Raw genomic sequence first — 12855 nt, 5'->3', positions numbered from 1 at the left:
AGGAAGTCGGGCGTAGCTTTGGGAGGCACGGAGCCGGAAACGATCAGGCACTCGAGATCGCCCGCGGTGTCCAGGATGTTGTAGAGCTCCTCCTGGTGCTGCGGCGTAATAGGAGCGCCGGGGTTCAGGATGCCGTACTCGTGCTGGCCATCGTTGACGTAGGTGTTGATGCGCGTGATACCGTCGGTCCAGACCGGGCGGCACAGGCAGCCCAGGTTCATGACCTCCTCGACGATAAACTTGCCCGTGAAGCCAGCGAAGAAGCCGAGTGCGACGGTGTCAACGCCCATCTTCTTAAAGGCGAAGGACACGTCGAGGCCCTTGCCGTTAGCCGTGTAGCTGGCCGAGCCGGTGCGGACGTTCTCGTCGGGCTCGAGCGGAGAGCTCGAAACCGTCATGTCGACAGCCGGGTTAGCGGTTAGCGTGTAGAACATTTACAGTACCCCCTGTATATGTGAGGGCCGCGTGGCCGGCCCATTCCAACCACGCGGTTACCTCTGATACCAAATTAGCGAGCTGCGGACTCGAGCAGTGCCTTGACCTCGGCGGCGGTGTTGCAGGCGAGCGCCTTCTCGGCGAGCTCGTCGCACTCGGCCTTGGTCCACTGGCTGATGGTCTTGCGGGCGCGCAGGATCGACGGAGCGCTCATCGAGAACTCCTCCAGGCCCCAGCTGATCAGCAGCGGCTCGAGCAGCGGATCGGCAGCGGCCTCGCCGCACATACCGACCATGATACCGGCCTTAACTCCGCTCTCGATGATGTTCTTGAGCGAGCGGAGCACGGCGGGATAGTACACCTGGTACAGGTTGGAGATGGTGTCGTTACCACGGTCGGCGCACATGGTGTAGCCGATCAGGTCGTTGGTGCCGATGGAGAAGAAGTCGGCAACCTCGGCAAGACGGTCTGCGAGCAGCGAAGCGGCGGGCGTCTCGACCATGATGCCGACCTCGATGTTCTCGTTGAACTTGCGACCCTCTTCGGTCAGCTCGGCCTTGCACTGCTCGACGAGCTCCTTGACAGCCAAGACCTCCTCGACGCAGGTGACGAGCGGGATCATGATCTTGACGTCACCGAAGGCGCTAGCGCGCAGCAGAGCGCGGAGCTGGACCTTGTACTGGTCGGGATTGGCCAGGCAGTAACGCACGGCGCGGAAGCCCATGAAGGGGTTATCTTCCTTGACCATGTGCAGATACGGAATCTCCTTGTCGCCGCCAACATCGAGCGTGCGGATGATGACCGGAGCACCCTTGAGCGCGCTGGCGACCTTACGGTAGGCGTTGAACTGCTCCTCCTCGGAAGGAAGCTCAGCAGAGTCCATGAACAGGAACTCGGAGCGGAACAGACCGATGGCCTCGGCGTCGTGATCGAGCGCGTTGGGCACGTCATCGGGGTTACCGATGTTGCAGGCGATGATCTTCTTGATGCCATCGGCAGTCACGGACGGCTTGCCGCGGAAGGCCTCGAGGGCTGCCTTCTCGGCAGCGAAGGCCTCGGCCTTGGCGGTGTAGGCAGCGAGCGTCTCCTCGTCGGGATCGGCCTCGACGATACCCTTGCCGCCGTCGACGACAACGGTCATACCGTTGCGCAGCGCGGTGCAGCTGTTGGAAACCGAAAGGACAGCCGGGATCTCGAGGGCGCGCGCAATGATCGCGGAGTGCGACGTGCGGCCACCGGTCTCGGTGACGATACCGGCAACGTGGGCCTTATCGATCGTGGCAGTCATGGACGGCGTAAGGTCGTGCACGACAACGACGGTGTTCTCGGGCAGGACGGAGAGGTCGACGACCTCCTTGCCCAGCAGCTCGGCCAGAATACCGGTGCGGATGTCGGCGATGTCGGCCGCGCGCAGACGGAACATCTCGTCGTCCATGGACAGGAACATGTTCTCGAACATGGTCGAGGTGTCCATGAGCGCCTGCTCGGCGCAGGTACCGCCGTCAATGGCGGCGTTGATGGCGTCGGTCATGCCCGGGTCCTGAGCCAGGACAATGTGTCCGCTCATGATCTCGGCCTCGGCCTCGCCCACCGTCTCCTTCATGTGGTCGGCCTGAGCCTGGGTCTTCTCGCAGAAGACCGAAAGAGCGGACTGATAGCGCTCCTTCTCTGCTGCCGAATCAGCAACCTCGTGCGGCTCAAACGTCAAGTCGGGATCGACGGCAACCATGACGGTGCCGATACCGATGCCCTCGGAAGCGTTGACTCCCTGATACATTCCCATTCCTCTCTCCGTGTCATGTGATAAAGCGTTTTGCCATATCCATGACAAAAGAGCGCAGCTACCTTACAACAGGTCACTGCGCCCCCAAATATGAACTTAGTTGTTCAACATGCGACCCGTTTGAGTTCTACTCGCCAAGACCGCTCTTGATGAGCTCGATGGCAGCAGCCAGAGCCTCGGCCTCGTCAGCGCCGTCGCACTTGACCTCGACCTCGGTGCCGCAGGGGATACCAGCAGCCATGAGGGCCATCGGGGACTTGCCGTTGACCTCCTTCTCGGGGGTGACGACCGTCACGTCACAGGCGTACTTGCCCATGGTGGAGGCGAACAGACCAGCCGGACGCATGTGCAGACCCTGAGGATTAACGAGGGTAGCCTTCTCAGAAACCATAATTGACTCCTTTTTGTGTTTAACCCCTGTCATGCATGTGGCAGGAGTCAGATTCACGACGTTGTTTATATTAACTCACATCAAACGGTTTTTCATTGTGTTTCACACGAATTGTTGGACAGATGTCGTATCCCTGCGCTCGCCCGCCGGGCGGGGCGGTTAAGTTTGCTGCTCTACAGTCCTGCGCAAGACGGAAAGCACATTAAGTGCTTTCCTTTGCGTGCGGAACTCGCGACAAACTTAATCGCCCCGCCCGGCGGGCGAGCTGCGGAAACTCGGTCGGTCCAGAACAATATCGGCGGAACGGAATTCTGGCTGAGGATCTGTTCGCGACAAAGACTCAATGGGCAGTTCCCTCTATGCCCTTCTGCAAGTTGCGGTGAAATAGGGACTGATTTTGCAGTTGAAACGTTTAAACGGTCCCTATTTCAACGCACCTTACAGAAAGGAATGAATAAAGGCGGGGGCTCCGGGTGGAGTCCTCGCCTTTATTACAGGGGGCGATGTTATTCGCGAGCTGGGGGATTAGACCAGGCGGGCGTTGATCGTCTTGGCGATCTCGGCGGCGTCGGTGGAACCCTTGACGGTGGCACGGAAGTCCTCGTCCATGAGCGCCTCGGCGACCTTGGACAGGATCTTGAGGTGCGTGGTGCCAGCCTGGGCACCGGGGATGAGCAGAGCGATGGCCACGTTAACGGGAGCGCCGTCCATGGTGTCCCAACCGGTCACGCCGGACTCATCCTTGACGACGATGACGGCAGCCTCGGTAATGGCGTCGGACTTGGCATGCGGGATGGCGAAGCCCTCCATCATGCCCGTGGTGCCCTCGGCCTCGCGGGCCAGGAAGGCGTTCATCACGGTGTCGGCGTCGCTGGCGATACCGGCCTTGACAGCCTGGTTGGAAACGAAGCTCAGAGCCTCGTCACGAGAAGCGAAGTCCTCGGCGACAAAAACATTCTCGACCTTCACGAAGTCGGCAGCCTCGGCCTTGGGGGCCTCGACGGCAGCGGCCTTGGGGGCCTCGACGGCAGCGGCCTTGGGGGCCTCAACCGGCTTGGCTGCAGGAGCGGCCTTCTGATTCTTCTCGAAGTCGTACTTCTTGAAGGCCACGAACAGGATGCCACCGACCACAGCGCCGATGAGGATCGCGAGGACCCAAAGCGGGCCGTTCTCGACAACGGGCAGGACCAGGAAGCCACCGTGGGGCGCCGGATCATGAACGTTGAACATAATGGTCAGAATCGAAGCGATAGAGGAACCGAGCATCATGATGGGCATGACGGGCCAGATGTTCTTGGTCATGAACGGAATGGCGCCCTCGGTGATGTGGGTGCAACCAAGGATGAGGTTGACGACACCGGCGTCGTGATCCTCCTGGCTGAAGTACTTCTTGCCGACAACGACGGCAAAGGTGGTGATCAGCGGCGGAACGATGCAGGCGGCGGATACGGCAGCCATGAAGTTGGTGCCGAAGTTGTAGGTATCGGTTCCAACACCGGCGGCCAAAGCCTCGGTGAGCATAGCGGTACCGGTGACATAAGCAGCCTTGTTGACCGGGCCACCCATGTCAAAGGCGCACATGCAGCCGATAGCAAGACCCAGGACAACGGCGCCAGAGGCGGACAGGCCCTTGAGGAAGTCCATCATGGCGGTGTTGATGGCAGCCATGGGGCCGGAAATGCCAAGCATGACCAGGCCGACGATAGCCGTCGAGAACAGCGGGTACAGGAAGATAGCCTTGAGGCCGTCCAGGTTCTTGGGCAGACCGGCAAAGACCTTCTCGAGCAGCAGGATGACATAACCGGCAAGGAAGCCGCCGACGATGCCGCCCAGGAAGCCGAAGCCCACGCCGGCGCCACCGGCGTCGATCATGCCGGTCTCGGCGTTAACAGGCAGGCCCTGGATGGCGATCATACCGGCAACGAAGCCGGGGACGAGCGCCGGGCGCTTGCCGATGGATTCGGCGATGTAGGCGGAAAGCACCGGAACCATAAGGTTCATGGCGATGCCGCCGATGATCTTGAGCATCGCAGCAAAGCTGTTGTAGTCAGACGCCGTCGAATCGAAGGACGTAATGCCCCACAGGAACGAGACAGCGGTCAGAACACCACCAGCAACAACGAAGACCAGCATGTGGCTGACGCCGTTCATGAGGTGCTTGTAGATGATGTGGCCGATGGACTCCTTCTCCTCGCCCTCATCCTCGATATCGGCAGCAGCTGCAACCGTGTCGTCACCCTTGGCGGCGAGCGCGCGGTCAATCAGCTTACCGGCGGCCTCAACGGACAGGGCCTTGGAAACACCAACGGAAACCATGGGCTTGCCGGCGAAACGCTCAGCCTGGACATCCTTGTCGGCTGCGACGACGACGGCCTTGGCACCAGCGATCTCACTCTTGGTGAGCTCGTTCTCGACACCGACCTGGCCATGAGTCTCAACCTTAATGGTCAGACCGCGCTCGGCAGCTGCCTTCTCCAGCGCCTCCTTAGCCATGAAGGTGTGCGCAATGCCGGTCGGGCAACCGGTCGCGGCGATGATGTCAAACTTAGCCATGTGTCCCTCCTTCTTGAGTACAGCGCCCGCGGGCGCTCCCCTACACGCGCTTCGATGCGCGTTTTTCCACAACTGAAAGATACCAACCTACCGTCCGCGTGAGAAGAGACAAGGTGCAATTCTCCGGTGAAAGGTTCTTTCATAACCGTAAACGGTAGGTGAAAGTTTACCATCAACACTTGAAACGGCAAGGTGTATCTTGTAATTGAAAATCCCCCTATACTATGGCATTACAAAACGAGTCCGATTTTCATGCCAACCAGGAGCCATCCATGACCGATAGTAGCAAGAGCGCACTTTCCCTCATTAGTACCCATCAGGGATACAGCGAGTCCGAGCAGCGCATTGTCGACTATATATTGGAGCACCAGTCCGAGGCGCCGCGCCTCACGGCCGCTCAGCTCTCACGCGCCGCCGCCACGTCCGAGGCGACCGTTTCGCGCTTCTGCCGCAAGCTTGGCTTTGGCAGCTTCCGCAGCTTTCAGTTTTCGTTGGCGAGGGATTTGGAAAGCCAGCGCAACGAGGGCCTGACTGACGAGGTCTCGCTCGACAATATGGAGCAGAGCCTCAAGAACATCCTGGCTGCCAAGGTGAGCGAGCTTAATGCGACCATCGACGGGATCGACCACGATACGCTGGCGGCTGTTGTGCATGCCCTTAAGCATGCAGGGGTTATTGAGTTTGCAGCTGTGGGCAATACGAACGCGGTCGCGCTCGATGCGACGTTTAAGTTTTCGCAGCTGGGCCTGCGCTGCATGGCGAGCACCATAAGCGAGACATCAATCGGCTTTGCGCTCACGTTGCGCCCGGGTGACGTCATCGTGCTCATCTCAAACTCCGGCAAATCGCGCCGACTGAATCGCATGGCAAAAGCGGCTCGCGACTGCGGCGCAACCGTAGTCGTCATCAGCAGCGACAGCAAATCCCCGCTCGCGCGCCTGGCAGACTACACGTTTAATACCGTCAACCACGAAGCGCTGCTGACGACGGGCGACTTTGCGTTCTCCAAGATCAGCGCCACGATGATCATCGAAGTCATCTACAACTTCCTGCTGCCCGAGATTGAAGACGCTCGCGAACATATCAGCTACTACGAGGAGCTCATCCAGCCGGACAAGGTCGTTGAGTAAAACGCGTAGTGGGACAAAAATTTCAGTCTATTTTGTCCCACCAAGACCGCTGATACGACCTAACCTCGAGCTTCTTCGAGCATCTGCTTTGCGTGGGCCAAGCTTGCCTCGGACTGATCGCCACTCAACATGCGGGCGATCTCTGCGGTGCGGGCATCACCGGTCACCTCGTCCAGGTGCGTCTGGGGAACATCGCCTGGCTCCTTGCTGACCACGTAATGCTTGTCGGCCATGACCGCAACCTGCGCAAGGTGCGTTACGACGATGACCTGATGCGTAGCGGCAAGATCGGCCAGCACACCAGCAAGAGCACGAGCCGTAGAGCCGCCGACACCGGCATCGACCTCGTCGAATACCAGAGTGTCGACGCCGTCCGCGTTACCGAGGACAACCTTGCTCGCCAGCATGACGCGGCTGAGCTCGCCGCCCGACGCAATGCGGCGCAGGGGACGTGGCGTCAAGCCGGCACCGCTGCGGTATAGCAGCTCGTAGCTCGAAGGACCAACGGGCGTCCACTCAGCACGGGGAAGATCGCTCGACTCCCAGACGAGCTCGGCACTACCCATCTCCAAGCGCGCCATCTGACGGCCAACCTCGTGACAAAAACGCGGAGCCGCCGTATTGCGTGCACGCTTAAGCGCCTTGGCGGCGGCAAACAGTTCATGCTCCGCTGCGCCAAGCGCTTCACGCGCCTTCTTGATCTGCTCATCACCATCGTCTACCAGCGACAAAAGCTCTTGCGAGCGATCGCGCATGGAAAACACGTCATCCATGGTGGGACCCCACTGCCTCAGAAGTCCCTTAAGGTCGGAATACCGCTCGCGCATGCGAGTGAGCTCACGAGGGTCAAACGCAACACCATCGCGATAGGCGCGCAGCTCGTTGGCGCAGTCCTCGAGTGAGATGCAGGCGTCCGAAAGTGCGTCTGCGATGTCACCTAGCTTGCGGTCAACGGTCGCCATGCGGGAAAGCTCGGCCACGGCGCCGTTCACGGCATCGAGCGCTCCCCCTTCGGCAGCAAGCGATGCATGGGCCTCGTTTGCCGTCGCCACCAAGACCTCGACGTGCTCCGAGCGAGGCAGCAGCTCCTCGAGTTCCTCGTACTCGCCTGGCTTAGGGTCGACCTCGGCGATACGCTCGAGGGCAAAACGCGCTTCCTCGACGCGACTCCCCTGCGCACGCGAGGCTTCCTCCACACGGCGAAGCTCCTTGGCGGCGGCACGCGAAGCCTTAAAGCAGGTGCGATACTTCTCGAGCGCCTCAAGCGCCGCGCGCCCAGCCCAAGCATCGACCATGGCAACATGGTGCGCCGGGTCGAGCAGGCGCTGATGTTCATGCTGGCCACATAGATCCATCATCACGCCGACGCGCTCCGAAAGCTCGCGCACGCTGGCAATGCGGCCGTCAATCTTCACGCGGCTGCGGCCCTCGGCAGAAAGGCTGCGCTGTACGGTGAACCCCTCCGTGTCGTGCGGCCCGTCGAAGAGTCGCGCCTCGACGCTCGCCAGTGCCTCGCCCTCGCGCACCGTCGACGAATCCGCACGCTCGCCCAAAATAAGCTTGAGGGCCGAGAGCAGCGCGGTCTTGCCGGCGCCAGTCTCGCCAGTCAGGACAGTCAGGCCGGCACTCGGCACCAGCGTCGCATCGCGAATGAGTGCAATGTTATAAACCTGCAGCTCATCGATCATGACGCACTCCGTAGAACACACGGCTCACCGAGTTATAGAAGCTCTCGGGGCCGTAATCCAGCAGCAGCACATCACCGGGACCGCGACGCACGGCCACGCTCTCAACGGTACCATCGCAGGTAATAAACTGTCCATCGATAGCGATCGCCGGAACACTCGGACGGTCATCAGACATAAAGATCTCGACGACATCACTCGGCGAAGTCAAAAAGGCACGAGCCTGAATGGTGTGCGGCGCAATGGGTACGCAGACCATGCCCGTATAGTCAGGGCTCACGATGGGGCCACCGGCGCTGAGCGCGTAACCCGTAGAACCAGTCGCCGTCGAAACGACGACACCGTCACCGCGTAGGCGGTCGATATGGTGACCGGACACCGTGATGTCAAACTCGACCATATCGGACAGGGGGCCGCGCGTAAGCGCCATGTCGTTGAGGGCGAAGGTGCGCACGACATCCTTCGTACCGTCTTCGCGCACGGACACGATATCCGCGGCGATGGTGGCGCGACGGCTCACGTGCAGCTCGCCGGACAGGGCGTCACTCACGACCTGCAGAATGTCGCGCTCCTCGGGGCTCGCAGCAGTTAAAAAGCCCAGGTGACCATAGGAAAGACCGAGGATAGGAATCTCGCGATGGTTGAGGATGCGGGCAGCGCGCAGCAACGTACCGTCGCCGCCGAGCGTAATGACCAGATCGGAGCCGTCAATATCAGGCGTGCTTTGAATCTTCGATCGCTGGTCGGCAGCCCATGCGACTTCATAGCCCTGGCGCGTCAGCCAAAGCTCGAGCATCAGGCCGCTCTCGACCGCCTCTTGCTTGTAGTAATTGGGAACCAGAAAGACCTTCATAGCGTTGCAGCTTTCTCGCTCAAAACCGATACCTGGGATTGCAGCTCATCGTCGGCGCGCTCGCCGGGGGCAAACCTCGTGCCGTACAGGAAAAACTCAACGTTTCCCTTGGCACCATGAATGGGCGACACGCAGACATCGACCGGGAACAGGCCCTTGGCAGCAAAGAGTTCAACCGCCGCCACGAGTGTATCGTGGCGCACGGCGGGATCGGTCACAATGCCGCCCTCACCCACCAGCGCAGCCGGAGCCTCAAACTGCGGCTTTACGAGCGTGCAAAACGAACCCGAAGGCTTCAGGCACGCCAGCACGGCGTCGATGATATTCGCGATACTCGTAAACGATACATCGCACACGGCCAGATCGATAGCACCGCCGTAGCCGAGCTCGGGCAACTGCGTCACATTCGTGCGCTCGTGGAGCGTCACACGATCGTCTTGGCGCAGCGACCAATCGAACTGGGCGCGACCCACGTCCACCGAGACAACGGTCGCAGCTCCGCGCTTGAGCAGGCAATCGGTAAAGCCGCCGGTAGAGCAGCCCACATCCAGACAGGCAAGGCCCGTCGGATTGATGCCAAACGCATCAAGTGCGCCTTCGAGCTTAAGACCGCCGCGGCCAACATAGGGAATGCGCCCCTTCACGTGCAGCGGCAGGCCCGGGGTCACCTTAAGGCCCGGCGAAGTCAAGCGCTCACCGCCACTCGAGACCAAGCCGGCCATAATAGTGCGAAGGGCATCCGCGCGATCGGCGCAGATGCCCTGTGAAATCAGTTCGTCATCAAGACGCACGCGTTTCATGAATGCCATCAACCATTCGTATCCGGAGATGCGGCCTAGCTATCCTGGGATTCGTTTGCCGCATCCTCATCGTATTCCTGCTCGAGCTTGTCGGCCTCACGCGGCGTCAACTCAAACTTGTCGACCATATCGACCGCGCGGGAGCCCAGCTCAATCGCTTCGTCAAACAAATCGAGCGAACGCTCCAAGGAGGTATCCTTGGAGCGAACGGTAGCGATGATCTGATCCAGACGGTCCGAAATCTCATCAAAGTTACGGACAGAACCCTCTGGCATGGCTACTCCTCGACGGAGTCGATGTCAGCCTCGGCGGCGTCCGCATCCTCGGCCAGCACGCCAGCCTCAGCCTGAGCAACCGCAACCTTGGCGGCAGCCTCGGCAGCCTGCGCCTCCTCGCGAGCGCGATCTTCGGCCAGCAGCTCCTGGTACAGGCCCTCGCCCGGCAGCTCCTCGCTGCGAGCGATCTTGCCCAGCACGCCGTTGACGAACGACGCGGACTGGTCGGTGCCATAGGCCTTGGCAAGCTCGACAGCCTCGTTGATCACGATGGCGTCCGAGACCTCCTCGTCGGTGAGGAAACGCATCTCGTAAACAGCGATACGCAGCAGATTGCGGTCGGCGCCGGGCATGCGCATAAGATCCCAGTTCTTGGCAACGGATCGCAGAGCGCAGTCGATGCGGTCGATATGCTCGTAGGCACCGCGGCACAGCTCCAACGCATAGGGGTCGAGGGGACCCTTCGAGATCAGGAAATCACCCTCGAGGACGCGCTCGAGCGGGCTGTCCGTGGCCTCGGCCTGGAACAGCAGCTGCAGCGCCTGACTGCGGGCAAGCGTACGCCCGCGATAAACCTTAAGGCTCAAAGGTTACTCCTTGGGGAAAACGAGGCCGTCAATGCAAACGTCAACGCGCTCAACCTCGACGCCCACCTGAGCATCGATGGCGGCGACCACGGCGACGCGAACGGCCTCGGCGAGTTTCTTGAACGGATAGCCAAAGAACACCACGACACGCACGGTGAGTGCGAGCTTGCCGCCAACGACCTCGGCCTCGACCGCCGGCTCGGAAGCCGGGGCCTTGGACGAGAGCATCATGGAGACAAGGTTGGTGGCAAGGTCCTTGACGCCAACGGAGGCGATGCCCTCGACATCCGACACGGCGCGCGAGACGATGGCGGTCAGAACATCGGGCGAAATGCCGATGCCGTCAATCTTGATTTCCTGGGGCATGAGTCCTCCTAGAAGAGTTGGTTGCTAGACGCGGGAGACGAACTTGCCGTCGCGGGTGTCAACCTTGATGACCTCGCCCTCGTTGAGGTACATGGGGACCTGGATGACAGCGCCGGTGTCAATCGTGGCCGGCTTGGTGGAACCCTGGACGGTGTCGCCCTTAAAGCCCGGGTCGGTCTGGACGATGGTGGTCTCGATGAACATCGGGGGGGTCACGCCCATGAGCTCATCGTCGGCGAAGAGCAGCTGGCAGATGTCGTTCTCGCGCAGCCACTTGGAGTTCTCGCCCACCATGTCCTCGGGAACGGGAACCTGCTCATAGGACTCGTTGTCCATGAAGATGTAGTCGGCGCCATCGTTGTAGAGATACTGGAACTCGCGGGTGGTAAGCATGACGCTCTCGAACTTGGTGCCGGCGTTGCAGGTGTTCTCGACGACGCGGCCGCTCTTGATGTCGCGGGTCTTGTAGCGCACAAACGCGCCGCCCTTGCCCGGCTTGACATGCTGGAACTCGACGATGGTGTAGACCTTGTCCTTGATGCGGAGACCGAGGCCGTTCTTGAAGTCGGCGGTAGAAATGGTAGGCATAGCGACCTTTCTTGTTATGGGCAGAACGCACAAGCGTCCAAATTACATACGACAGAAATTATACACTTGCAGACGGCGCCTGCAGCGAGCGCATAAAAAGAGAACGCGGGGCGTCCGAATCGATCCGAACGCCCCGCCCCAAACTATCTACCGAAGTAGACTAGCAGTCGATAACGTGCAGGTCGTGCGGGGTCTTGGTGAAGGGCTCGTAGCCGTTCTCGGTGACCACGCCGTAGTCCTCAAGGCGCACGCCGCCCACGCCGGGCAGGTAGACGCCGGGCTCCATGGTGACAACCGAGCCGATCTCGATGGTGTTCTTGCTGCGGTTGAAGTTGGGCAGCTCGTGGATGTCGATGCCCACGCCGTGGCCCAGACCATGGTTGTAGTAATCGCCATAGCCGGCATCGCCGATGATCTTCTTGGAAAGCTTGAAAATGTCGTTGCCCTCGACGCCCGGATGGATGGCGGCGACGCATTCCTCGTGCGTACGGCGCACGAGCGCATACAGGTCGAGCTGTTCCTGCGTGGGCTCGCCCATCACGACGGTGCGCGTCATATCGGAACGATAATCGCAGTAGCCCGCGCCGTAATCCATGAGGACAAAGTCGCCCTTCTCGATCACGCGGTCGCTCGGCACGGCATGCGGGTTGGCGGTGTTGGGACCGCTCGCTACGATGGAGCCGAAGGCAAGGCTGTCAGCGCCGTTGGCGAACATAAAGTTCTCGAGCTCGTTGCGAACCTGCTTCTCGGTCATACCGGGCTTAATAAAGCCGAGCATGTGCTGGAAGGCGGCGTCAGTGATCGACTGTGCATGGCGCATGAGCTCGATCTCCTCGGCATCCTTGATGGCGCGCATCTTGCGGATGTCGTCATGCATCAGCGGCAACATGCAGGCGACGGAACGATCCTCCAGACCACGCTGAATGCCCTGGTAGAAGTTGATCTGCATATCGTCCTCGACAGCGCAGACGCGGCACTTGTTGGCTGCGATCTTGCCGGCGACCCAACCGGGGATGTTGCCCTCGTCCATGTCATAGACCCAAGGGCTGCCGGCGGGCGTGTTCTCCTCAAAGCTGTTGAGGTAGCGCGAGTCGGTATGGAACAGGCACTGGTCAGCCGTAATAAACGCCGCGTGCGGGAACTCGAAGGTGTAGTCGAAGACGCCCTTCACGCCCGTGAGCCAACGAAGATTGGCCTCGTCGCGTACCACGATAGCGTCGTAGCCGCGCTCGACCATCAGGGCACGGACACGTTCGATACGACCGGCAGGACCGGCAGCAAACTCAGACATGCAGATTCCTTTCTTATTGTCTCTATAAAGACGGGACGGGTCTCAACCGAACGTCGGAATCGCATGCGAACCGCAACCGATTGGAAACCCGTCCCTCAACATGATACGAAAGACGATG

The 12855-nt window shown here is 60.5% G+C and carries 12 protein-coding genes and 1 pseudogene; 1 reads left to right on the top strand and 12 read right to left on the bottom strand.

Annotation, left to right across the window (positions count from 1 at the left end; all coding sequences use genetic code 11):
- The 4 genes and pseudogenes from AB5405_RS00645 to AB5405_RS00630 form a co-directional block, all read right to left on the bottom strand.
- A pseudogene (locus AB5405_RS00645) lies at positions 1-434 on the bottom strand (PfkB family carbohydrate kinase); the annotation flags it as partial.
- A gap of 74 nt (positions 435-508) precedes the next feature.
- A complete protein-coding gene (ptsP, locus tag AB5405_RS00640) occupies positions 509-2212 on the bottom strand; it encodes a phosphoenolpyruvate--protein phosphotransferase (protein ID WP_035138206.1) in 1704 nt (567 codons plus the stop codon).
- 133 nt (positions 2213-2345) lie between these two features.
- Positions 2346-2609: an HPr family phosphocarrier protein gene (locus tag AB5405_RS00635; protein ID WP_022094575.1), complete on the bottom strand. Its 264-nt coding sequence runs from the start codon at positions 2607-2609 to the stop codon at positions 2346-2348.
- Between the two features lie 525 nt (positions 2610-3134).
- Positions 3135-5162, bottom strand: a complete 2028-nt coding sequence (locus AB5405_RS00630) for a fructose-specific PTS transporter subunit EIIC (RefSeq protein WP_368137214.1) — start codon at positions 5160-5162, stop codon at positions 3135-3137.
- 272 nt (positions 5163-5434) lie between these two features.
- Here AB5405_RS00630 and AB5405_RS00625 point away from each other — a divergent pair, with 272 nt between their 5' ends.
- On the top strand, positions 5435-6292 hold the full coding sequence (locus tag AB5405_RS00625; protein ID WP_117806188.1) for a MurR/RpiR family transcriptional regulator: 858 nt from the start codon (positions 5435-5437) through the stop codon (positions 6290-6292).
- 59 nt (positions 6293-6351) lie between these two features.
- Here AB5405_RS00625 and AB5405_RS00620 read toward each other — a convergent pair whose 3' ends face one another.
- From AB5405_RS00620 to AB5405_RS00585, 8 genes are all read right to left on the bottom strand, one after another.
- On the bottom strand, positions 6352-7980 hold the full coding sequence (locus AB5405_RS00620) for a DNA repair protein RecN (protein ID WP_368137212.1): 1629 nt from the start codon (positions 7978-7980) through the stop codon (positions 6352-6354).
- The gene (locus AB5405_RS00615) at positions 7970-8830 is read right to left on the bottom strand and encodes an NAD(+)/NADH kinase (RefSeq protein ID WP_035138200.1); all 861 of its coding nucleotides are present in this window, start codon (positions 8828-8830) and stop codon (positions 7970-7972) included. Before AB5405_RS00615 ends, AB5405_RS00620 begins: the two co-directional genes overlap by 11 nt.
- Entirely contained in the window at positions 8827-9630 is an 804-nt protein-coding gene (locus tag AB5405_RS00610) for a TlyA family RNA methyltransferase (protein WP_368137217.1), read from the bottom strand. The genes AB5405_RS00615 and AB5405_RS00610 overlap by 4 nt, the downstream gene beginning before the upstream one ends.
- Before the next feature lie 35 nt (positions 9631-9665).
- The gene (locus tag AB5405_RS00605) at positions 9666-9905 is read right to left on the bottom strand and encodes an exodeoxyribonuclease VII small subunit (protein WP_006233978.1); all 240 of its coding nucleotides are present in this window, start codon (positions 9903-9905) and stop codon (positions 9666-9668) included.
- Between the two features lie 2 nt (positions 9906-9907).
- Positions 9908-10492, bottom strand: coding sequence for a transcription antitermination factor NusB (gene nusB, locus AB5405_RS00600; protein ID WP_138341162.1), 585 nt, complete (start codon positions 10490-10492; stop codon positions 9908-9910).
- 3 nt (positions 10493-10495) lie between these two features.
- On the bottom strand, positions 10496-10858 hold the full coding sequence (locus AB5405_RS00595; RefSeq protein ID WP_138341164.1) for an Asp23/Gls24 family envelope stress response protein: 363 nt from the start codon (positions 10856-10858) through the stop codon (positions 10496-10498).
- 24 nt (positions 10859-10882) lie between these two features.
- Positions 10883-11446, bottom strand: a complete 564-nt coding sequence (gene efp / locus AB5405_RS00590) for an elongation factor P (protein WP_118288930.1) — start codon at positions 11444-11446, stop codon at positions 10883-10885.
- Between the two features lie 160 nt (positions 11447-11606).
- Positions 11607-12737 carry a M24 family metallopeptidase gene (locus AB5405_RS00585; RefSeq protein WP_368137210.1) on the bottom strand — a complete coding sequence of 377 codons (1131 nt, stop codon included), beginning with the start codon at positions 12735-12737 and terminating at the stop codon, positions 11607-11609.
- Positions 12738-12855: the final 118 nt, after the last annotated feature.

Origin of the sequence: Collinsella aerofaciens, from assembly GCF_040920445.1 — a bacterium.
GTDB classification, from domain to species: Bacteria; Actinomycetota; Coriobacteriia; order Coriobacteriales; family Coriobacteriaceae; genus Collinsella; species Collinsella aerofaciens_BH.
This window is presented reverse-complemented; position numbering and strand designations above follow the sequence as displayed.

Coding starts and splice junctions, on each gene's coding strand:
- efp (WP_118288930.1), bottom strand. CDS start 11,446: ATGCCTACCATTTCTACCGCCGACTTCAAGAACGGCCTCGGTCTCCGC.
- AB5405_RS00595 (WP_138341164.1), bottom strand. CDS start 10,858: ATGCCCCAGGAAATCAAGATTGACGGCATCGGCATTTCGCCCGATGTT.
- AB5405_RS00635 (WP_022094575.1), bottom strand. CDS start 2,609: ATGGTTTCTGAGAAGGCTACCCTCGTTAATCCTCAGGGTCTGCACATG.
- AB5405_RS00610 (WP_368137217.1), bottom strand. CDS start 9,630: ATGAAACGCGTGCGTCTTGATGACGAACTGATTTCACAGGGCATCTGC.
- AB5405_RS00585 (WP_368137210.1), bottom strand. CDS start 12,737: ATGTCTGAGTTTGCTGCCGGTCCTGCCGGTCGTATCGAACGTGTCCGT.
- AB5405_RS00605 (WP_006233978.1), bottom strand. CDS start 9,905: ATGCCAGAGGGTTCTGTCCGTAACTTTGATGAGATTTCGGACCGTCTG.
- AB5405_RS00625 (WP_117806188.1), top strand. CDS start 5,435: ATGACCGATAGTAGCAAGAGCGCACTTTCCCTCATTAGTACCCATCAG.
- AB5405_RS00620 (WP_368137212.1), bottom strand. CDS start 7,980: ATGATCGATGAGCTGCAGGTTTATAACATTGCACTCATTCGCGATGCG.
- AB5405_RS00615 (WP_035138200.1), bottom strand. CDS start 8,830: ATGAAGGTCTTTCTGGTTCCCAATTACTACAAGCAAGAGGCGGTCGAG.
- AB5405_RS00630 (WP_368137214.1), bottom strand. CDS start 5,162: ATGGCTAAGTTTGACATCATCGCCGCGACCGGTTGCCCGACCGGCATT.
- ptsP (WP_035138206.1), bottom strand. CDS start 2,212: ATGTATCAGGGAGTCAACGCTTCCGAGGGCATCGGTATCGGCACCGTC.